Annotated in this window: 19 protein-coding genes, 1 tRNA gene and 1 riboswitch; of the genes, 6 read left to right on the top strand and 14 right to left on the bottom strand. The window is 58.7% G+C overall.

Going from position 1 to position 19,681, the window contains the following annotated elements:
- Positions 1–2 precede the first annotated feature (2 nt).
- On the top strand, positions 3–1,310 hold the full coding sequence (locus ACB039_RS00940) for a TRAP transporter large permease (RefSeq protein ID WP_371164939.1): 1,308 nt from the start codon (positions 3–5) through the stop codon (positions 1,308–1,310).
- 400 nt (positions 1,311–1,710) lie between these two features.
- On the opposite strand, the gene ACB039_RS00935 is transcribed toward ACB039_RS00940, so the two are convergent.
- The 8 genes from ACB039_RS00935 to nosR form a co-directional block, all read right to left on the bottom strand.
- Positions 1,711–2,028: a c-type cytochrome gene (locus tag ACB039_RS00935; RefSeq protein ID WP_041206196.1), complete on the bottom strand. Its 318-nt coding sequence runs from the start codon at positions 2,026–2,028 to the stop codon at positions 1,711–1,713.
- Between the two features lie 136 nt (positions 2,029–2,164).
- On the bottom strand, positions 2,165–2,314 hold the full coding sequence (tatA, locus tag ACB039_RS00930) for a twin-arginine translocase TatA/TatE family subunit (RefSeq protein ID WP_371164938.1): 150 nt from the start codon (positions 2,312–2,314) through the stop codon (positions 2,165–2,167).
- Positions 2,315–2,363: 49 nt separating this feature from the next.
- On the bottom strand, positions 2,364–2,870 hold the full coding sequence (locus tag ACB039_RS00925; RefSeq protein ID WP_231557522.1) for a nitrous oxide reductase accessory protein NosL: 507 nt from the start codon (positions 2,868–2,870) through the stop codon (positions 2,364–2,366).
- A gap of 63 nt (positions 2,871–2,933) precedes the next feature.
- Positions 2,934–3,764, bottom strand: a complete 831-nt coding sequence (locus tag ACB039_RS00920; RefSeq protein WP_005324386.1) for an ABC transporter permease — start codon at positions 3,762–3,764, stop codon at positions 2,934–2,936.
- On the bottom strand, positions 3,761–4,687 hold the full coding sequence (locus ACB039_RS00915; RefSeq protein WP_371164937.1) for an ABC transporter ATP-binding protein: 927 nt from the start codon (positions 4,685–4,687) through the stop codon (positions 3,761–3,763). The genes ACB039_RS00920 and ACB039_RS00915 overlap by 4 nt, the downstream gene beginning before the upstream one ends.
- Positions 4,684–6,003 carry a nitrous oxide reductase family maturation protein NosD gene (locus ACB039_RS00910; RefSeq protein ID WP_171276594.1) on the bottom strand — a complete coding sequence of 440 codons (1,320 nt, stop codon included), beginning with the start codon at positions 6,001–6,003 and terminating at the stop codon, positions 4,684–4,686. Before ACB039_RS00910 ends, ACB039_RS00915 begins: the two co-directional genes overlap by 4 nt.
- Positions 6,004–6,062: 59 nt before the next feature.
- A complete protein-coding gene (gene nosZ, locus ACB039_RS00905; protein ID WP_021141192.1) occupies positions 6,063–7,970 on the bottom strand; it encodes a TAT-dependent nitrous-oxide reductase in 1,908 nt (635 codons plus the stop codon).
- Between the two features lie 64 nt (positions 7,971–8,034).
- Positions 8,035–10,146 (bottom strand): transcriptional regulator NosR, encoded by a 2,112-nt coding sequence (gene nosR, locus ACB039_RS00900; RefSeq protein WP_232092297.1) that lies wholly within the window; start codon positions 10,144–10,146, stop codon positions 8,035–8,037.
- A 394-nt stretch (positions 10,147–10,540) separates the two neighbouring features.
- On the opposite strand from nosR, the gene ACB039_RS00895 reads away from it, so the two are divergent.
- Positions 10,541–11,008 (top strand): SIS domain-containing protein, encoded by a 468-nt coding sequence (locus ACB039_RS00895; protein WP_182785985.1) that lies wholly within the window; start codon positions 10,541–10,543, stop codon positions 11,006–11,008.
- 141 nt (positions 11,009–11,149) lie between these two features.
- Here the strand turns inward: ACB039_RS00895 and ACB039_RS00890 are convergent.
- Positions 11,150–11,239: transfer RNA gene (locus ACB039_RS00890), tRNA-Ser, on the bottom strand.
- A gap of 384 nt (positions 11,240–11,623) precedes the next feature.
- Between ACB039_RS00890 and ACB039_RS00885 the strand changes: the two genes are divergently transcribed.
- Both ACB039_RS00885 and ACB039_RS00880 read left to right on the top strand, forming a co-directional pair.
- Positions 11,624–12,541: a L,D-transpeptidase family protein gene (locus ACB039_RS00885; RefSeq protein ID WP_371164936.1), complete on the top strand. Its 918-nt coding sequence runs from the start codon at positions 11,624–11,626 to the stop codon at positions 12,539–12,541.
- Positions 12,542–12,562: 21 nt separating this feature from the next.
- Positions 12,563–13,561, top strand: a complete 999-nt coding sequence (locus ACB039_RS00880) for a DUF481 domain-containing protein (protein WP_371164935.1) — start codon at positions 12,563–12,565, stop codon at positions 13,559–13,561.
- A gap of 60 nt (positions 13,562–13,621) precedes the next feature.
- Here the strand turns inward: ACB039_RS00880 and ACB039_RS00875 are convergent, their stop codons facing one another.
- The 3 genes from ACB039_RS00875 to ACB039_RS00865 all read right to left on the bottom strand — a co-directional run bounded on the left by ACB039_RS00875 (position 13,622) and on the right by ACB039_RS00865 (position 16,175).
- Complete coding sequence (locus ACB039_RS00875; RefSeq protein ID WP_042650508.1) at positions 13,622–14,344, bottom strand: MaoC family dehydratase; 723 nt, start codon at positions 14,342–14,344, stop codon at positions 13,622–13,624.
- Positions 14,345–14,592: 248 nt separating this feature from the next.
- Positions 14,593–15,534, bottom strand: coding sequence for a 23S rRNA (adenine(1618)-N(6))-methyltransferase RlmF (gene rlmF / locus ACB039_RS00870; protein ID WP_171272353.1), 942 nt, complete (start codon positions 15,532–15,534; stop codon positions 14,593–14,595).
- A gap of 152 nt (positions 15,535–15,686) precedes the next feature.
- Positions 15,687–16,175, bottom strand: coding sequence for a C40 family peptidase (locus ACB039_RS00865; RefSeq protein WP_041206201.1), 489 nt, complete (start codon positions 16,173–16,175; stop codon positions 15,687–15,689).
- Between the two features lie 276 nt (positions 16,176–16,451).
- Here ACB039_RS00865 and ACB039_RS00860 point away from each other — a divergent pair, with 276 nt between their 5' ends.
- On the top strand, positions 16,452–17,174 hold the full coding sequence (locus tag ACB039_RS00860; protein ID WP_371164934.1) for a 4'-phosphopantetheinyl transferase superfamily protein: 723 nt from the start codon (positions 16,452–16,454) through the stop codon (positions 17,172–17,174).
- Positions 17,171–18,019: a tetratricopeptide repeat protein gene (locus ACB039_RS00855; protein WP_268433463.1), complete on the top strand. Its 849-nt coding sequence runs from the start codon at positions 17,171–17,173 to the stop codon at positions 18,017–18,019. Before ACB039_RS00860 ends, ACB039_RS00855 begins: the two co-directional genes overlap by 4 nt.
- A 132-nt stretch (positions 18,020–18,151) precedes the next feature.
- On the opposite strand, the gene ACB039_RS00850 is transcribed toward ACB039_RS00855, so the two are convergent.
- Entirely contained in the window at positions 18,152–18,394 is a 243-nt protein-coding gene (locus ACB039_RS00850; protein WP_025327798.1) for an Lpp/OprI family alanine-zipper lipoprotein, read from the bottom strand.
- A gap of 222 nt (positions 18,395–18,616) precedes the next feature.
- Positions 18,617–19,270, bottom strand: coding sequence for a 3,4-dihydroxy-2-butanone-4-phosphate synthase (gene ribB, locus ACB039_RS00845; RefSeq protein WP_025327799.1), 654 nt, complete (start codon positions 19,268–19,270; stop codon positions 18,617–18,619).
- A gap of 105 nt (positions 19,271–19,375) precedes the next feature.
- Positions 19,376–19,522: riboswitch (FMN riboswitch) on the bottom strand.
- Between the last annotated feature and the right edge of the window lie 159 nt (positions 19,523–19,681).

Genomic DNA, 19,681 nt, shown 5'->3' with positions numbered 1-19,681 from the left:
CCATGGATATTGCGGTTGTTGTCGCACTGGTGATGTTCATTGGTGCCTTTTTTATGCTGTTTATCGGCACCTCCATCAGCATCAGCATCGGGCTCTCGTCCTTCCTGGCCATGGCGCTGATCCTGCCGTTTGATGGCGCCATCCTGACCTCGGCCCAGCGGGTCTTCGTCGGTCTGGACTCCTTCGCACTGCTGGCCATCCCCTTCTTCATCCTGGCCGGCAACCTGATGAACAACGGCGGCATCGCCATCCGCCTGATCAACTGCGCCAAGATCATCAGCAACTTCCTGCCCGGCCCCCTAGCCCAGACCAACGTGGTCGCCAACATGCTGTTTGGCTCCATCAGCGGCTCAGGCGTCGCTTCCGCAGCGGCGATAGGCGGCATCATGTCCCCCATCCAGAAGAAGGACAATTACGATCCCGCCTTCAGCGCCGCAGTCAATATCGCTTCGGCCCCAACCGGCATGCTGATTCCGCCGAGCAATTCCCTGATCGTCTACGCCACGGTGGCGGGCAGCGTCTCCATCACGGCCCTGTTCATGGGAGGCTATATTCCCGGCATCCTGTGGGGTCTGGGGGTCATGCTGGTGGCAGGTTTCATCGCCAAGCGCCGCGGTTATGTGGCAGACAAGGGCTCTCTCAAGGGTCTGCGCCTCAAGCTACTGCTGGATGCGATTCCCAGCCTGATGATGATAGTGGTGGTGATCGGCGGCATTCTGGGTGGGATTTTCACTGCGACCGAGGCCTCCGCCATCGCCGTCGTCTACTCACTGGCCCTCGGCATCTGTTACCGGAACATCAAGGCAGCCGATCTGCCCGCGATCTTCCTGGCCACCGCCAAGATGACCGCTATCGTGATCCTGATGCTGGCCACCTCCTCCATCATGTCCTGGGTGATGGCGTTCACCAAGATCCCGACCCTGATCGCCTCGGGTCTGCTCTCCTTCACCGACAGCTTCCTGCTCATCCTGCTGATCATGAACCTGGTGCTGTTGCTGGTGGGCACCTTCATGGACCCCACCCCTGCTGTGCTGATCTTCACCCCCATCTTCCTACCTATCTGCACCCAGTTCGGCATGGATCCGGTACAGTTCGGCATCATGATGATCTTCAACCTCTCTCTGGGCACCATCACGCCACCGGTGGGCCCGATCCTGTTCACCGGTTGCAAGATAGGAGAGATAAAAATAGAGGGGGTCATCAAGCCGCTGCTACCCTTCTTCGCGGTCATCGTGCTTGTACTGATGCTGGTCACCTATATGCCGGCTATCTCAATGGCACTACCCAAGGCAATGGGGCTAGTAGGATAGAACGTTTCATAGCGGAATGAGGTATTCATTACGTAAATGAAGCAAGTTCAAACCAAGACGAATAACGACCACAATGCCAGTCAAAGAAGTCTGACTGGCATTGTTTTTATAGGCTTTTGATTCTGAACGCCTGCTGTGCTGCCTTCAAATAACGGGGGGCTCGCTCTGCAGAAAACCGCTATCAAACCAGTAATTGGACACTGTCTCCTCAAGATCAATCGGAGAGACTGCAACCCGATACCAAATATCGGGGTGTTCAGGGCCATGCACGCCCGGCGCTATCGGGGTCGGCAAGCGAACCCGACCGGACTCCCGGAACAACTGACCAAGCTACACCGCCACCACAACGTGCCCGATACCACCATCAGCATTCACACCGAGCTTCAGTGCAAGCGACTTGTTATTTTTTATGGCTGAGCACCCATTCGGCCAAGGTCTTGGCCTCCTCTTCTGTGACGGCGTTGGCAGGCATGGGCACTGCCCCCCAGGTGCCCTGGGTACCGTTCTTGATGCGGCCTGCCAACAGGGTGGCCGCGTCTGCCTGCCCGTCATACTTGGCCGCGACCTCCTTGAATGAGGGGCCGACCAGCTTGGCATCCACCATGTGGCAACCCACGCAAGGCTTGCTCTTGAATAACGTCTCGCCGTCAGTTGCCATGGCCGGTTGCAGACAAACAGCAGCCCCCAGGACAAGCAGTGAAAACACGTTTCTTTTCATATTGGTATTTCCTTATGTTGATGGAGGCAGCAATGCCCCGCTTGGTATCCGGCTACTCGCATCCCGCACTCCGTCATGCTGACGGCCCGACGCGACCAAAGGCTGCAGAGATTGGGGGTAACCGGATGGTGTTTTCTTACTGGTTCTCTTTTTCGCCCAGCATGTTACGAAATCCCCGCACGGCCTTGCCCAGATCCGAACCGATGCCACTCAGGCGTCCAGTACCAAACAACACGATGACAATGGCGAGAATAATCAAGAGCTTCCAAACGCTGATCCCCATCATGGGAGCATCCTCCTGCGATGTAATGAGTGATAAGGGGTGAAAAAGCCTATCAATGGGCCGCCGGGCTGCCGTGCGGTTCAGCTGGATGGGACTGGGGATCAGGTTGCAGCAAGGCAAGATCTATCTGCTCGAACCGCACCAGCCTGCCGCCCTGGCTGGTTGCAAACCTTTCGGCATCCTCCTCGCGGGCGAATGAGGCCAGTGCAGCCCCCATGGCCCCCTTCAGGTTGGCGCCGACGACATAAAAGGCCTGTCGGGCATCGATGAGGGCATCATCATCCGGTTTTTCCCAGGTCGAGCGTGCCATGTCATGCACATACAGGGTGACATCTTGTTCCCGGTTCTCCGGTTGCAGCCACCAGCCAAACATCTCGGCCGTAGAGCAGAATTTCATCGCACCCTGTTTAGCCACCGCCTCGCCCTTGGGGCCGGGAAAGCCGGTGATCGCCATGCCGCAGATGTGGCACTCGTCGCCGGAGTGAAAGGCAACGGGATCATAAACGTGCGGGTTCGAGTCGACATCGTTGCAACCGGCCAGCGCCAGCAGCAGGGCCATCAGGCTGCCTTTAAGATAAAAATTATTTGAATTCAGCATATTACTATCCTTGTTATACCCGGCTCAGACCGAGCGACGACGAAACACGGCATAAGCCAGCCACAGCGACACGCCGACCCACAACAACAGGCAGAACCCAAGCATGTCGGTAGAAAAGGGCAATTCACTCCCGAGGGAGAGCACCCCCAACCCGCCACTCTCCCCTTCGAAACCGGAGAGGTTGATCAGCCGATAGATATCGGCCGGATTGAGCAATAGCAGCCAGGGCAAGAGGGTGGCGCTGAAATGGCCCTCGCTCAGCACCAGCAGTGCCAGCAGCAGCAGATCAAACACCAGTACGAACAGGAACCAGACGCCCAGCGCCAACCCGGCGGCACGGGACTTCTCGCTGACCTTGCTGCTCAGTACATAGGCCATGGCGAGGAAGACCCAGCCCAGCAGGGTGGATGACACCATGAAACGGCCGAACGCCCAGACCAGGGTGGAGAGGGAGATATCCTCCACCAGCACGGCAATGGCCAGGGCGGCGCAGCCAAAACCGAGCAGGGTCGCCAGTGCCAGGATCAGGCCGTGACCGACAAACTTGCCCATCAGGATCTGGCCGTGGCCGAGGGGATAGGTCAGCAGCAGCATCAGAGTGCCGCTCTCCTCCTCGCCAACAATGGCGTCATAGGCCAGCAGCAAGGCGATGAGGGGCATCAGGAAGGTCGCAAGGCTCGCCAGACTGGCGATGGTGGCGGGAATGGAGGTAAATCCCAGCTGGCCGGAGGCGGCAGCACCGAGCCAGGCAATGCCGACCGCCAGCACCGCAAACAGCAGGCTGATGGCCAGTAGCCAGCGGTTGCGCAGACCATCGCTGAACTCCTTGCGGGCAATGTTCCAGACCTGATTCATGGCCGTACCTCCTTCCGGTTCGCCTGATCGGCTCGCGCCATGTAGTGGCAATAGAGATCTTCCAGCGAAGGTTGATGCACCTCTATGTCACCGGGCTCGCATTCCCCCAGTAACTCGCGCAGCAACGCCAGCTTGTGGCCGTTGTGCACCACCACTTCCACACTCTGTGCATCGAGCAAGCGAGCCTGATGGCCGGCCTCCCGCCAGCGGCCAATCCAATGGCTGCCATCCTCCAATCCGTGGATGCGCATCCGCACCGGCAAGCCAGTGTCGGCGCGCAACTGGGCGAGATCACCCACGGCTTGCAAGCGGCCACCGGCCAGAATGGCGACACGATTGAGGTGGGCCTCCACCCCGGCAAGCGCGTGGGAGCAGAGGATGATGCTGGTGCCCCCCTGGCGCAGGCGATCGATCAGCTGATAGAGCTCTTGGGTGGCGATGGGATCCAGCCCCACCGTGGGTTCATCGAGCAACAGCAGACGCGGCTCGCCAAGCAGTGCCTGGGCCAGACCGAGCCGCTGACGCATCCCCTTGGAGTAAGTCTTCACCCGACGCGCCGCCGCATGGCTGAGCCCGACCTGGTCCAGCAACTCCACTACCTGCTGGGAGGCCGCACCCCGCAGACGGGCAAAATGGGCGAGGGTCTCCCACCCCGTGAGTTGTGGATAAAAGGTTACGTTTTCCGGCAGATAACCGAGCTGACGGCGCACGTTGAGATCCTGTGGCTGACCGCCGAGTACCTGCACCCGCCCTTCACTCGGGCTCAACAGGCCGAGGATCAGCTTCATGCTGGTAGTCTTGCCCGCACCGTTATGGCCGAACAGCCCCAGCACCTCACCTTCCTGCAGGCTCAGGTTCACGTCCTGCAATATGGTCATGCCACCGATGCGCTGGTGTACGCCCTGAATGTCGACCGCGTTCATGAGGGGTTCTCCTGTGGATGAGGGGCGATGGCGGGAGGCTGCATCAGCGGGTAGCTATCCTGCACGCCGGGAGATTTGATGATGGGGAAGGCACGCTGGGCCCAGCGCAACACCTCGATACCGGGGCTGTTCATTAGCAGTCGGACCTGCGGATAGCGCCAGAGCAGCCTGTCCACGTTGTCGTTCGGTTCGTAGGCCACCTCTCCCAACCCGTCGTTGTTACGGTCCCAGCCCAGATAATCGCTCCAGTAGTTGCCGCGGCCCGCCACCGACCACTCCTGCCGCCGGGAGGCGACATATTTGACCTGTTGCCGATTGTTAATAAAGGCGTTGTCGCTGATGAGGTTGTCTTCCGATCCCGCAGTGAGATGGATTCCCAGCGCGCTGCGCTCGAAACGGTTGTGCTCGATGCGGTTGAAGAGCGAGTTGTAGATAAACAACGCCTTGCCCTCGGAACCGGAGATCATGCCTTCGCCCGCGCCCCCGTCACGAACCTCCGTGACCAGATTGTCCCTGAGGGTGGAATAGGTGATGTAGTTCATCAGGATCCCGTAGTTCTGATCCTGCTCGGAACGGTTGCCGATCACGGTCAACTTGCGACTCTGCATGAGTGCATAACCGGTGCGGGTGCGGCGGGTCAGGTTGCCGATCACCCGGTTGTCGTTGGAAAACATGTAATGAATGCCGTAGCGCAGATCTTCCAGCTGATTGCCTTCGAGGCTGTTGCCGTTGGAGGTATCGATATAGATGCCATCACGGGCGTGGCGTACCCGATTACCGATGACCCGCGCCCCGTGCACGGCATAGAGATGAATGCCATTGCCACGATCCTGCGAACGCAGTCGCAGCTCTCCCTCGATCACGTTATCCAGCAGGCTGACGTTGCTCGTGCCATCCACCCAGATCCCGCTGGCCGGTCCTTGCATCCGATTGGCCTGCACCTTGGCGTGGCTGGCTTCCCGCTGGATGAAGACAGCGGCATTGAGCTTGGTGAGGTTGCTACCCCAGTTGGTCAGAGTACAGCCCTGCACCGTCACGTTCGGCGCCGCGATAGTGAGGGCATTGCCCTCCCCTTCAGCATTGATCACCGCCCCCGCCTCGCAACGGAGCATCAGGGATTCTTCAATACGGAACTGCCCCCGGTACTCTCCGGCAGGCAGACGCCAACGCGCCTCTCCATCGGATTGCAGAGGCAGGGAACGAATGGATTGAGGTGCCGCAAAGGCCGCACCAATGCAGGAACATCCCAGCACCAACAGCGCAACAGTGCTCCGGACCTGCCTTGGCAAGGTCGGTAATACCGATAGAGGGTTCATGTCCTGGATCCTGGATATTCGGGTGGTGTCGATGCCATCGGCACCACCCGACACTATGGTTAGGCTGGCTCGACCAGCATGCGACCAACCATTTCCATGTGGAGTGCATGACAGAACCAACTGCAATAGTACCAATGCAGGCCCGGCTTATCGGCGGTGAAGGTAATGGAGGACGTCTGCTGCGGGCTGATCTCCATGCTGGCGCCATGGTTGACCATGACGAAGCCGTGGCTGACATCCTCGATCTGATCGATGTTGGTAATCACCACCGTGACTTCATCCCCCTGCTTGACCTTGAACTCGGTGATCCCATAGGCCGGGGCCATCGAGGTCATGTAGACCCGCACCTTGTTGCCATCGCGGATCACCTTGTTATCGGTCTCCAGCTTGACGCCGTCTTTTGCCGCCATCTCTACGGTGGGTGCGAAGAAAGGATCCTTGCGATCCCACAGCTTGCGGGTCTTGATCTGATCCCGGCGGGCCAGGATGCAGTCGTGGGGCTCGGCGAAAGTGGGACCATCATGCACCAGCTTCATCTCCTCACCGGAGATGTCGATCAGCTGATCGTTTTCCGGGTGGAGCGGGCCGGTAGGCAGGAAACGGTCCTTGGAGAACTTGCACAGCGCCACCAACCATTTGCCATCGGCTTCGCTGGTTTCCGTCAGGGACGCATGCAAGTGGCCGGGTTGATACTGCACATCGAGTTTCTGTCTGATGTAGTCGACCTTCTCGCCCTGATAGGCACGCACCGCGTCGGCCATGTTCCACTTCACCACCTGGCTGTCGATGAACAGCGTGGTATAGGCATTGCCGCGACCATCGAAGGTGGTGTGCAACGGACCCAGACCCAGCTCAGGCTCGGCCGCGATCACCTCGCGCGGATCCTTGAGCTTGCCCGCGAACAGATCGTCGAGCTTGGCGATCTCGATCATGCTCACGGTCGGTGACAACTTGCCGTTGGCGATGAAGTACTTGCCGTCGGACGAGGTGTTGCAACCGTGGGGATTTTTTGGCACCGGGATATAGCGAGTCAGTTCGGAGCCTTCCCGCCCGTCAACCACCGGCACCTTGGAGTCACCCAGCGTCACGAACTTGCCGGCCTTGATGGCTGCCTCGATACGCGGGATGTTGAATACCACCACCCAGTCACGCTCGTTGCGCATCATGCCACCCAGATCGTAGGCCTTCTCCGAGTTGTAGCAGGTAGACGCCGCATAGGTGCCGGTGTAGTCCGCATCGGTGTTATCCAGGTTGCCATCGACAATCACCTGGAAGGCCATCTCCATCTTCTCCGCGTCGATGACGTTGAACAGGGTGTAGCTGTTTTTATCCTGCAGATCGAAGGTGGTGCCGTCGTTGGGATGGGGAATGACGAACTCGGCGTTGGCAAACACGTACTTGGTGTACGGCACCTTCTGCAGGCGCAGGCCGTGAATGGCCTGGACGTTGGGCACCGTCAGCATCTTGTCGCACTTCATGATGTCCAACCGGATGCGGGCCACCCGGCTATTGGCCTTGTCGTTGATGAACAGGTACTTGCCGTCGTATTTACCGTCGGTCATGGAGATGTGGGGGTGGTGACAATCACCGTTCAGGAACTTGACGCTCTCGCCCATGATGTGGCGGCTTTCATTGGTCAGCCCCCAGCCGGTGGCGGAATCGACGTTGAACACAGGAATACGCATCAATTCACGCATGGAGGGGATGCCCAGGACCCGCACCTCGCCCTGATGACCACCACTCCAGAAGCCGTAGTAGTCATCGAGATCTCCTGGCGCGACATGAATGTTCTGCTTGGCCTCGGAAACGGCCGCGGCCCAGCTCTCCCGGCTCATCACCGCGCCACCAAAGGCCGTGGTGGCCAGCGCGGCCCCCGTCAGGGCACCAGCCCCCTTGAAGAAGCTGCGACGGCTGAGGCCGCCTTGACTCAACTCCTGCTCGGCATTCTCAGGATACTTATCACTCATAAACCGACTCCTTTATCGTTTTTGACGGGGCGAACGGACTCGCCTCACGAGGGTTATTGATTGTTCAGGTTTCAATTGAGGTGACAGGTATCCGTTCAATACCAACCTGTCCTTGGCCGCCACGTTTGGCCTGCTTGTTTTTCATCACTAACGGCAAGCACTTGCGCTCATTGTGATAGGTCATCTGACAATCGAGGCAATAGTGGCATTCGTTGGCGTTGATCCGCCCATCCGGGTGGATGGCCTGGATCTCGCATTCCTTGGCACAGAGCTGGCAGGGGCTGCCGCACTCCTTGCGCCGCTTGAGCCAGTCGAACTGGCGCAGCTTGGTGGGGATCGCCAGCGCAGCCCCCAGCGGGCAGATGTAACGACAGTAGACCTTGCGGGTGAAGAGGTTGATCACCAACAGGAGCGCGGCGTACAACACGAACCACCATTGACGATCGAACCCGAGGATGATGGCCGTCTTGAAGGGTTCCACTTCGGCGGCCTGTTCGGCCATCTGCATCGACTCCAGCGAGATGCCGAAAAGTACCAGCAGGATGATGTACTTGATGGCCCAAAGCCGTTCGTGCACCGCAAAGGGAAGTTCGAACTGGCGGACCTTCAGTTTTCGCGCCGCCTCATTGATCAGCTCCTGCAACGCGCCAAACGGGCAGAGCCAGCCACAGAACACGCCACGGCCCCAGAGCAGAATGGTGGCGGCTGTGAAGGTCCAGAGGATGAAGAGGACGGGATCGGTGAGGAACAGCTCCCAGCGAAAATCTTGGAACAGCGCATGGACAAAGGTCAGCACATTGACCACCGAGAGCTGTCCCAGCGCATACCAACCGATGTAGGTCACGGTGAACAACAGGTATCCACGGCGCAGCCAGTGCAGAAAATGGGGTCGCCGGGTGAACCTGTCCTGGAAGAACAGGATGGTGGTGAGCAGCAGCAGCGCAAGCCCGATGATGCCGATCTGCACGCTCTTCTGGTACCAGATCTTCACCCACAGCGGTCGCGCAGCCTCTTCGGCCGCGGCCAGCTCCTCGGCACTCGGCAGGGGGCGTGTCAAATAGGATTCGGGCAACTGGTAAGCAAGCTCAAAACTGCTGAAGACCCCCTTGACCGGACCGGTCTGGCGGCGCACCAGCAATTCCAGGCTCCAGGGCGAGCCGGGATCAAATGCCGCATGGGCACGGATGGTAAAGATCGCCATCTCGTCAAACTCAGGCATTCCCTCTGCATAGACATCGTCGAGACGCTGGAAATCCGAGTCACGGAAACTGATGGTGTCGCCAAACTGGCGCAGTTGCACCCGGTCGAAGATGCCGCCGCGCACATAACCCGACCCCTTGAAGGAGTATTCCCCCCTGCCCAGCACGGCGACGGCCTGCTCGCCGGGTTGGAGCGTCTGCATCAGCACCTGGAACTGTTTGTCCCCCAGCAGATTGCGGCCGATGGAGGGGGGATTCAGGTGCGCAACGTAGAGATCGATGAAGGTATCATCAACCTGTTCGGCCGTGGCAGTGCCGACGTCTTGCGCCTCGGTCCCTTTGAACGCCGCATCGACCTGGCCACGGGTCAGATGCAACCGGCGGATGGCACCGTTGCCGGTGAGCGTCGCCCAGTTTCCGGGCTCATAACGATCGGTGCGCACCATGGCAGGCTTGGGTTTCGCACCGCTCTTCTCTTCGACCAGACTCAGTGACAGCGCCACCTTGTGCGCAGCGTGCATGACGATTTCGTTGACCACCATGGCGGTGACTGTCGCCCCGGTGATGGCATCAATCGTGACCGCATCCGGATCGCTAGAGTGGCCGACCACCACTCGTTGATTCACTCCAACGCCTGCATATCTGGCATTAAAACCATGCAGCTTCGCTTCCGGAATACCAATCAGCAGGATGGGCTCATGGTGCTCGAGCACATAGGCATCGACAATCACCCCCTTGGGGTCGAGCAATATCTGCATGTTGATGGGCTTGCCCGAGTAGGCGGGAATATTCACGACATCGATGGTCTGGAAGGCATAGCCTATCGGCTTGCCCTCTTTGCTCAGGGTGCGAACCTGATAGGGACCGGTGGCCTTGGAAATAACGACGCCCGGAAAAAACTGCTCGATGCGAGTCTGCTCAACGGGATAGGTTTTCGCCAGCAGGCCCGTGCTGAAGAAGCTCAGCAGCAAGACCATCGACAGCAATCCCCAGAATCGGTGTGACAAGAGCAATGGATAAGGTTCTGACCGCATCATCGACTTCATATGCCTGCTTCCCGCAATAATATGAGTGGAACACCACCTGGCATGGCATCCCTAATCGCTCCGCTGAGTGCAGGTTGACAGCCAATGGTGACCATTTAAATCTCATGGTCAGTGCAGGTCAACCTAAATAGTCAAATGAATTACCCATTTTAAATCGCCATCACACTTATGTCCGATCCGCCCCCATATCGACGATGACGGGATACCGCCAGCAAAAGCCGAAAACCGGCCTAACCCCGTGCCCGGATTTAGTTGACCACGACAGATTGAGGAGAGTGTGGCGGCGCTGCGTGATACTGGCGCCCTGATAAGCAAGGACGCTCTCGTGCAAAGTACCGAACTGTTGGAGAAGGTCCACCAAGCCTGTGGTGTTGCCGCGAATGCCATTATCGGGGAGTACCTAGCCTATCGCTTACTGCGTATGGGAATTTCAGCTCAACAGTTCAGCGATATGCATCGAGCTGTGATGAATGCCACCAGTCTGAAACTGGGGGATGTGGTAATAGCTGTTTCCAGCTCTGGCTCGACCAAAGATCTGCTGCATGCGGTGCAACTGGGCAAAGAACACGGAGCAAGCATCATAGTGCTCAGCAATACCCGTCGCAGCCCGCTCGCCACCCTCGCAGATCAGTTGCTGGTAGCGGCAAAACCGGCAGGACCGCTGACAGCGGGTTCATTTCACTCAAAGACAAGTGCCATGCTGGTGATCGAGCTGTTGAGCCAACAACTATTGGAAACTAGGCCGGAGCTGGCGGGAGCCATCTCGGATAGCGCCAAGGCTACGTTGCCTTGATTGATATGATTGCTAGAGGGAAGTATCAGCAATCCGTGGATGCCTGGCAGGGTCGATGCCCAAGGTAATCCATCCTGATTGCATACCAGAAAAACCGATAAAATAAAAACCCAACCTAATCAACAGGCTGGGTTTGATATGTGGCGGAGAGACAGGGATTCGAACCCTGGGTGGCATTGCTGCCACAATTGATTTCGAGTCAATCCCGTTCGGCCACTCCGGCATCTCTCCGCGGGCCCTCATATTGACCCAACCGTAGGCGGGAAATCAACGTAAATCTCGTTGCAGATCAGACAACTGGCTATTAAACCGTCAACCTGTGGCGAATCGCCCCCCCCCCCCTTCCCTTGCTACGCCCAGGCTGGCTGAGACAGCTAGCGGCTCCCTCAGTGTCAGGAGTGGTCTCTTGGCCTATTCCCTCGGCGCCGACGCGGGATTATCCGCCTTTTCCTGAAAAACAGGGGGCTGAGGGCCGAAAATGCCTCTCAACATGCCTCCATCCGGCCCGTGAGAGACGCGGTCTGGCGCTGGTAATCCCCTGTCGATTGGTTGACAATCTCTGCTCATTTTTTGGGAGGGAAGCGCTTCCCTCGAGAACTGCCGATAGGAATAACCATGCGCAATCTCCGTATCGTCTCACTGCTGCTGGCGGCTGTCAGCCTCTGGACCACACCGGCCTGGTCGAAAACCTATCCTCTTCCGCCGGCGGACAGCCGTCTCATCGGTGAGCTGGAAGACTACATAGTCCAACCTGGCGATCACCTGGAACTGGTCGGCAAACATACCCAGATTGGCTTTTTGGCACTGCTCGAGGCAAATCCCGGGGTAGATCCCTATTTACCATCCCCCGGCACCCGGCTGACCCTGCCGACCCAGATGCTGCTGCCCGATGTGCCGCGGGAGGGCATCGTCATCAACCTGCCGGAGCTGCGACTCTATTACTTCCCCAAGGGCAAGGCGGAGGTGATGGTGTTGCCCATCGGCATCGGCGACATCGGCCGCGAGACGCCGGAGATGACCACCACCGTCATCGCGAAGAACCCGAACCCGACCTGGGTGCCCGGCCCCATGGTGCGCAAGTCCTGGCTGGAGCAAAAGGGCATAGACCTGCCGGCCGTGGTGCCCCCGGGCCCGGACAATCCCCTCGGCAAGTTCGCCATGCGCCTGGGCTATGGCAACAAGGACTACCTCATTCACGGCACCAACAAGGAGTTCGGGGTCGGTCTGCGGGTCAGCGCGGGCTGCATCCGGCTGCGCCCCGACGACATAGAGACCTTGTTCGGCCTGGTGCCTGTCGGTACCCGGGTGCAGGTGATCAACCAGCCGGTCAAGGTGGCGGTGGAACCCGATGGCCGTCGCTGGCTGGAAGTGCATTCCCCCCTTTCCCGTACCGAGGAGGAGATGTCCGAAGGTGCCCCCCTGGTGCTCTCCCCCGAGGTCGAGCAGTTTATCGCGGCCCCGGAGATAGACGGCGCCCGGGTAACCGCCCTGCTCGACGACAAGAACGGGCTGCCCCGCCCCGTCAGCGGCTAAGTGCCCTCCCGGGAGATGACCATGACGAAATGCGGCCTTCCGCTGCTGACGCTCCTGCTGACCCTGCTGCCCGGCTCCGCCGCGATGGCGGACATCCTGTGGATGCAGAACGGCGATCGCCTGACCGGTACCATAGAAGAGATCACGGACGATCAGATCCGCATCAAGCCATCCTACAGCGAAGTCCTGACCGTCCAGCGCCATGCCATCAAACGCTGGCGGCTGGACAAACAGGAGCAGCCGAAACCGCTGACCAAGACGGGGATCCCGCTGCTGGACTCCCCTGACGAAGTCAATGCCTGGCTCCTGACCGGCACCGGCGATCTCAACATCAAGCTCAAGGAAAGCACCAAGAAGACCAACAACGTCAACCTCAAGGTCTCCACCGAGCTGGCCAATCTGGACTGGCGCTACAGTCTGGATGGCGAATATATCTACGAGACGGCGAACAACGTCACCGACAGCCACGAATACAAGCTCAAGCCCAAGCTCGACTTCTTCTTCGACGATCACTGGTTCCTGCGTTCCTCCGTCGACATCGACTACAACCTGATAGAGGCAGGCTATCTGGAAATAGACTACGCCTCGGGCCCCGGCTACCGCTTCTGGAATGACAAGCGGCGCCGCCTGGAGTTGATCAGTCAGCTCGGTCTGGAGCGGGCCTATTTCAGGCCGGAGGTGTGGAGCAACTCTGATCTGTTCAACGAACGGATCATCAACTATCCCTTCATCAGCCTCGGGTGGGACTACCGCCAGCCCCTCGACTTGTGGCAGGAGAAGTTTGAGCTGTTCAGCAAGGGGAGCTATGAAAAGTTCGTCGATCAACCCTCCCCCTATCTAACCAGAAAACAGTCCGTCAGCGGCGGCCTGGGGCTCAGGTACTACTTCAACGATCACCTGCGCCTCTCCTGGTCGAGCGAGCTGGATTGGGACGATATCTGGTTCGACTACCACGGCCTGGACATGGATGTGAGCGAGAAGGAGTGGCGTCACATCATCACCCTGGGCGCCAGCTTCTAGCTCCCAGAAACGACACAGGCCCACCGAAGTGGGCCTGTGTATCGCCGTGAGGGACGGGCGTCAGAAATAGATACGGGTGACCGACTCGATGACGCAACCCGGGCGGCGGATCCCCTCGATCTCTATCTTGATCTCCTTGAGCAGCTCTATTCCACCCTTGATAGGAGTGACTCTCGATAGCTTGGTACGGGCACGGATGTTGCTGTCTACCTTGATCGGATAGGGGAAGCGGACCTGCTCCAGACCGAAGTTCACCACCATGCGGGCGCTCGGGAATTCCGGCGTCGCCTCGTCCACCGAGCCGGTCAGCTGGGGCAACAGCGCCAGGGTCAGGAAACCGTGGGCAATGGTGGTCTTGAACGGCGACTCGGCCGCCGCACGCTCGGGGTCGGTGTGGATCCATTGATGATCCCCGGTTACCGCCGCGAACTGATCGATCAACCCCTGGCTTATCTGCAACCACTCACCCACATGGGTCTCTTCCCCGATCCGGGCCAGCAGCTCGACGTACAGGGTGGCAGCCTCGCCACTCAGTTCCACCGGGTTCTCTTCGATCAGGGTCGGCTGGCTGTTGACCGCCTGAGCCTGGGATGCGCGCTGCTGCCGCACCAGCGACTGGTCGGCCTGCAGATCCAGCACTCGCCCCAGCAAAGGGTGAAGGTGTGCCTTTTGCTGAAACTCACGCCAGTAGTCACGGATCGCCGGAGAGAGCCAATCCTTGAGCTCAAAGGGGTGCTGCGCCAGAATTTCGCGCTTGTGCTTCAGAAAATCGACAACTTTCATCTACCGATCCCTATTCGATTCTAAGCCTGTAAAGAGGTCTAACCAGTCCCATTTTATGAAAGTTTCACAGGTAAGTACAAAAAAATCTCGGCGTACAACTGTACCGAGGATGAAAGTGGTCACTAACACCCAGGGAAAAACGGGCAGATATAAAACGGAAAAACGATTACCGTGACGGCAACGAGACGGAAAACCTCGGAACTGGCAAAGAGCATGGTTTGGGGGTTTTTGGTCCCCCCCTTTTTTCCTCAGCGGCCGGGGGCAGACCACCAGGCGGTTCGGCTCGCCTCGTCCAGAAAGCTCCAGGCCAGGATCCGGCTCACCTTGTTGCCCTGCGCCATGTCGATCACCCTGACATCCTGAGCCCCCACCCGAGCCAGCGCCTTTCGTGCGGCAGGCAGATTCTCCTTTTTTGACACCAGCGAGCTGAACCAGAGACACTGGCCAGCAAACGCCTTGCTCTGCTCTATCATGCCGGCCAGAAACGCCGCCTCGCCGCCCTCGCACCAGAGCTCCGCCTTCTGACCGCCGAAGTTGAGCACGGGAGCCCCCGTCACCACCTTGCCGAGGTTGCGCAGCTTGCGCTCAGTCCCCTTGCTCGCCTCCGCCAGCGAGGCATGGAACGGCGGGTTGCACAGGGTCAGGGCGAAGCGCTCCTTCGGACCCAGGACGCCGCGAAAGATCTGCTTGGAGTTGTCCTGATGGCGGCACGCTATCTGGCTGCCCAGGCCATTGCTCGCCGCCAGCAGGGCCGCGGCCTTGACCGACACGGGATCGATGTCCGATCCCACGAAGCGCCAACCATACTCACGGGCCCCCAGCAGGGGATAGATGCAGTTTGCCCCGACGCCGATGTCCAGCACCCGTACCCCCTTGCCTCTTGGTACTTCCCCCGCACTCTCGGCCAGCAGATCCGCCACTCTGTGCAGGTAATCGACTCGACCCGGGATGGGAGGACAGAGGTAACCCGGCGGCAGATCCCAGTGCTGGATGCCATAATGCAGCGCCAGCAGTGCCCGGTTGAGCGCCTTGACGGCGGCCGGATCGGCGAAATCCAGGGTCCGGGTGCCATGCTCGTTGACGAACACGAAGGGCAACAACTCGGGGGTACGCTGGCAGAGGGCGTCAAAATCGTAAGGGGTCTGATGGCGATTGCGCGGGTGCAATCCGGATTTGTGCTGGGTCTTCATGCTGGGCCTGCCGAGGATCGAAGGGGGCCACACTATAGAGAGTCGGCCACGGAAAGTCTAAACGAGGGCCATAAAAAACCGGGCTTCGAGGAGCCCGGTTCAAGTGAGGTTGGAAAAACAGTCCGTACTGCGAGCCGTTTGTCCAGCCTGACTCAGATATCGATCCGGCGTGCCTGCCAGAACTTGCTGCGCCAATAGGCATTGTCGAGCTTGGAGCGAGTCACCCCGGCGCGGGTGGAGGCGTGGATGAATTCACCGTTGCCGACATAGATGCCGACATGATTGAGGCGGCGGTTGATCTTGAAGAAAACCAGATCCCCTTCCACCAGATCCTGCTTGGAAACGCGAGTGCCTTCATGAACCTGGGAGCGGGTATCGCGGGGCAATTCGATGCCGACGGCATTGCGGAACACTTCACGGGCGAAGGCGGAGCAATCTATGCCTCGCTGGCTGCTGCCCCCCATGCGGTAAGGGACGCCACGCCACTCTTTGTATACGGTCAGGATTTCGTTGACATCTGGTGTGGGTGAAACTTCAGGTTCAATCACGGGTTCCATCATGGAAACCTCGATCTTGCTCGCGACCTCGGGCTGGGGTGCAGAAGCACAACCCACCATTCCGAGCGCGACCAGCAGTAGCATCAGGTGGCGCAATCCTTTATCCCCGCAAATAGAGTGAAACTTGTTAAAATGCAGCCCGACAGGGCAATTTATAAGGCAACAGCACCCGACTATATCCAAGAATTCTATCGAGGCAAGCGAAAATCCCTATCGACCTCACATTTTTGCAAGGAAATGCACTGTTTTGCATGATTAATGTGATCATGGCCAAACAATATACAATCGCAAAAGTACCGGTTTTGCCCTGTCAAAACGGATCGTTATCGCTGTTTCGACCTCATTTTAAAGTGAAATATTATGCTCTATGCGGATCTCTATTTGTTAAAACCGGCGCTCATCGACGCCGAGCAGTTGATCGGGCTGCAATCAGAGCTCTCGCCGGACGAATATCGCCACTGGCATGAGATCCGCCAGCCTGGCCGCCAGCGCGAGTACCAGCTCGGCCGGATACTGTTGCGCCGCCTGCTGGCCGAGCGACTGGGCTGTCCGCCCGATGCGCTGATGTTTCGCACCGGCGAGCACGGCAAACCCACGCTGGTCAGCCATGACTGGCAGTTCAACCTCAGCCACAGCGGGGACTGGCTGGTGCTCGCCCTCTGCCAGCAAGGTCCCCTCGGCGTGGATGTGGAGATGGGCTTGCGCCAGCGCCCCGTCCTGCCATTGGCCCAGCGTTTCTATGCCCCTGAGGAATATCAGTGGCTGCTTGCCCTGCCATCCCGGGAGCAGACCTCGGCCTTCTATCGGCTCTGGTCACGCAAGGAGGCAGTGCTGAAAGCCCAGGGGGCCGGCATCGCCGCGGGGCTCGACAAGGTGCGCTTTGTGCCGGAGGAGGGGTGGCGGCTGGACAACCGGCTCGATTCCCGAAGCTATCTGGTGCTGGACTGGCATTTTGGCAGCGGCTGGCTGAGCCTCGCCGCCCCGACTCGCCAGATCAATGGCTACCTGCTGGATGAGCGCTTGAAATCCACGCCCCTGGACCCCATGTTGATCCACACCATTTTCCGAGAGTCAGCCTCATGATCGTCGACATCAATCCCCAGAACTTCCACGCCGAACTGATCGATGCGTCCATGAAAAAGCCGGTCGTCATCTATTTCCATGCCCCGCAGATGCCAGAGTGCCAGGGCATGACCCCGCTGGTGGAGACCCTGGTCGGCCCGGCCAATCCCGCAGTCACCCTGGCCAAGGTCGACATGAACGATCCCCAGCTGCAACCCCTGGCCAGCCAGCTGGGTCTGCGCGCGCTGCCCGCTCTGGTGCTGTTCCATCAGGGACGCCCGGACGAGCAGGCCATCCTGGAAGGCCCGCAAGATGAGGCCACCCTGCGCCAGTACTTCGCCGCCTTCGCCCCCAAGGAAGAGGAGCTGCTGCTCGAGAAGGGTCAGCAAGCCCTGACTGAGGGTCAGGCTGATGTGGCCTATGCCCACCTCACTCAGGCCCACCGACTGGCGCCCGAGCGTCACGACATCAGCCTCTGGCTGGTGCAGGCGGCGCTGGATCTGGCGCTGCTGGACGAAGCGCAGACCCTGCTCGCAGCCGTCCCCATGGTGGCGCAGGATGATCACTATCAGACCCTGAGTTCTCGCCTGGCCCTGGCGCTGCAAGCCAGCGACAGCCCGGAGCTGCGCGCCCTGGAGCAGCGTCATGCCGAGACACCGGACGACGGCGCCCTCACTCAGGAGCTGGCGGTGCTATACAGTCAGGTTGGCCGTCAGGAAGAGGCCCTGGCATTGCTGTTCAACATTCTCAAGCGCGACATGGCGTTTGGCGACGCCAAGAAGATCTATCTCGATATTCTGACCACCATGGGTGCACATCCGGCTGCGCAGAGTTATCGTCGCAAGCTTTATAGCCTGCTTTATTAATCAATGAAGAAATCAGGGGATGCCGAGCAATCGGCATTGCCTTGTTCAGGCAGGAAGAGCAGTAATTAAGGGAAATGACGAATTTCAGGCAAAAAAAATGGCGCATTGAAATGCGCCATTTTTTCGCATGGATTACTTCTTGTAGGAAGTAGCCATGTTGTCGATGCGCTGGTTAGCACGAGCTGCTTCTTGGTTAGCAGTTGCGATATCAGCAGCCATCTTGGATTGATCAGCACGAACTGCGCTAACATCTTGAGCCAGTTGGTCAACTTTGTTAGACAGATTCTGAACGGAAGTTTCCAGTTCGCTGGTGTTTGCACAACCGCCCAGCAGGGCAGACAGACCAACAACACCTACCAACAACATTTTCTTCATTTTTAAAGCTCCCTTTAACTCGCCAGACGTTTAGCAAGCGGCGTGATTATGGCACAAATAAATACGAGTTTGGATAGGCCCCATCACAGATAAATGCATTAAAACCCTCATTTTTTTTAAACGCACACTTTTTGTGCAAATTTAAGTCAAAAACGAGTGCTCTGGATGAGGTTCGCACCAAGCGTAACCAAAAAATGCCCTTAATACAATTTCGTATGAAGCTTAAGCTGAACGTTCAGACAGCATTTGACGATATTGCACCAGATCTTCGATGGTCAGTACCGGCATCCGGTGCTGGCGGCCAAAAGCCACCAGATCGGGCAACCTGGCCATGGAGCCATCGGCCTTGGTCAGCTCGCACAACACCCCGTAAGGCTTGAGACCGGCCAGCTGCATCAGGTCCACCGTGGCTTCGGTATGACCGCGTCGGGTCAGCACGCCGCCGGTGCGGGCACGCAGCGGGAAGACATGTCCTGGGCGATGCAGATCCGATGGCCGTGCACCGTCGGCGATGGCGGCCTGGATGGTGGTGATGCGGTCGGCTGCGGAGACGCCGGTGGTGACGCCTTGGGCCGCTTCTATGGTCACGGTGAAGGCGGTCTGATAATGGCTGGAGTTGGCCTCCACCATCATGGGCAGCTCGAGCTGGCGTACCCGCTCGTCGGTCAGGCAGAGGCAGACGATGCCGGAGCATTCGCGGATCATCATGGCCATCTGTTCGTTGGTCATGGACTCGGCGGCGAAGATGAGGTCACCCTCGTTCTCCCGATCTTCATCATCGGCCACCAGCACGCCTTGACCGGCACGCAATGCGGCCAGCGCGGCTTCGACGCGGGCAATGGGATCACCAAATTCACTGAGTAGAGACTGATTCATGGTAAGACTCCTAAATAAGACAAGGACCAGAATCAGGGCATGGAAAGGCAGACAGAGATAGGTATGCAGCAGCCGGCCCGTAGGGAGCCATGACTGCAATATCTGTCTTATCCTCTTTCATCCGGACTGTGACCGTCGGCTCCGGCATCTCACCGGATCTGCTGACCCCGACCTAGGTCGGGCGCTCGCGGGCTCCCCGAGTCAGATCGGGATACCGCCGGTGGGGAATTTCACCCCGCCCTGAGAATAAGCGCAGACAGCCTAAAGAAAAAAAACGCAGGATACCAGCCCAAAACCCATCAAAGATGAATAGGACGCAGTGCACCGCCCCCCACTGGCGACTTGCCACTCAGCTGCACGGCGCGCTGTCCTTTCTGATTTTGTTTATGGCATAGTGCCAGCAAAAACGTG

The sequence above is a fragment of the Aeromonas sp. S2(2024) genome (genome assembly GCF_041402505.1).
GTDB lineage: Bacteria > Pseudomonadota > Gammaproteobacteria > Enterobacterales > Aeromonadaceae > Aeromonas > Aeromonas media.
The sequence above is the reverse complement of the archived record's forward strand: the minus strand, read 5'-3'. Positions and strand labels throughout refer to the sequence as shown.

What these genes read in the sequence shown, in the direction of transcription:
- ACB039_RS00880 (WP_371164935.1), top strand. Translation starts at nt 12,563, where the DNA reads ATGACGAAATGCGGCCTTCCGCTGCTGACGCTCCTGCTGACCCTGCTG.
- rlmF (WP_171272353.1), bottom strand. Translation starts at nt 15,534, where the DNA reads ATGAAGACCCAGCACAAATCCGGATTGCACCCGCGCAATCGCCATCAG.
- ACB039_RS00860 (WP_371164934.1), top strand. Translation starts at nt 16,452, where the DNA reads ATGCTCTATGCGGATCTCTATTTGTTAAAACCGGCGCTCATCGACGCC.
- ACB039_RS00850 (WP_025327798.1), bottom strand. Translation starts at nt 18,394, where the DNA reads ATGAAGAAAATGTTGTTGGTAGGTGTTGTTGGTCTGTCTGCCCTGCTG.
- ACB039_RS00920 (WP_005324386.1), bottom strand. Translation starts at nt 3,764, where the DNA reads ATGAATCAGGTCTGGAACATTGCCCGCAAGGAGTTCAGCGATGGTCTG.
- ACB039_RS00855 (WP_268433463.1), top strand. Translation starts at nt 17,171, where the DNA reads ATGATCGTCGACATCAATCCCCAGAACTTCCACGCCGAACTGATCGAT.
- ACB039_RS00915 (WP_371164937.1), bottom strand. Translation starts at nt 4,687, where the DNA reads ATGAACGCGGTCGACATTCAGGGCGTACACCAGCGCATCGGTGGCATG.
- ACB039_RS00910 (WP_171276594.1), bottom strand. Translation starts at nt 6,003, where the DNA reads ATGAACCCTCTATCGGTATTACCGACCTTGCCAAGGCAGGTCCGGAGC.
- nosR (WP_232092297.1), bottom strand. Translation starts at nt 10,146, where the DNA reads ATGGTCTTGCTGCTGAGCTTCTTCAGCACGGGCCTGCTGGCGAAAACC.
- nosZ (WP_021141192.1), bottom strand. Translation starts at nt 7,970, where the DNA reads ATGAGTGATAAGTATCCTGAGAATGCCGAGCAGGAGTTGAGTCAAGGC.
- ACB039_RS00935 (WP_041206196.1), bottom strand. Translation starts at nt 2,028, where the DNA reads ATGAAAAGAAACGTGTTTTCACTGCTTGTCCTGGGGGCTGCTGTTTGT.
- ACB039_RS00875 (WP_042650508.1), bottom strand. Translation starts at nt 14,344, where the DNA reads ATGAAAGTTGTCGATTTTCTGAAGCACAAGCGCGAAATTCTGGCGCAG.
- ribB (WP_025327799.1), bottom strand. Translation starts at nt 19,270, where the DNA reads ATGAATCAGTCTCTACTCAGTGAATTTGGTGATCCCATTGCCCGCGTC.
- ACB039_RS00885 (WP_371164936.1), top strand. Translation starts at nt 11,624, where the DNA reads ATGCGCAATCTCCGTATCGTCTCACTGCTGCTGGCGGCTGTCAGCCTC.
- tatA (WP_371164938.1), bottom strand. Translation starts at nt 2,314, where the DNA reads ATGATGGGGATCAGCGTTTGGAAGCTCTTGATTATTCTCGCCATTGTC.
- ACB039_RS00940 (WP_371164939.1), top strand. Translation starts at nt 3, where the DNA reads ATGGATATTGCGGTTGTTGTCGCACTGGTGATGTTCATTGGTGCCTTT.
- ACB039_RS00925 (WP_231557522.1), bottom strand. Translation starts at nt 2,870, where the DNA reads ATGGCCCTGCTGCTGGCGCTGGCCGGTTGCAACGATGTCGACTCGAAC.
- ACB039_RS00865 (WP_041206201.1), bottom strand. Translation starts at nt 16,175, where the DNA reads ATGCTACTGCTGGTCGCGCTCGGAATGGTGGGTTGTGCTTCTGCACCC.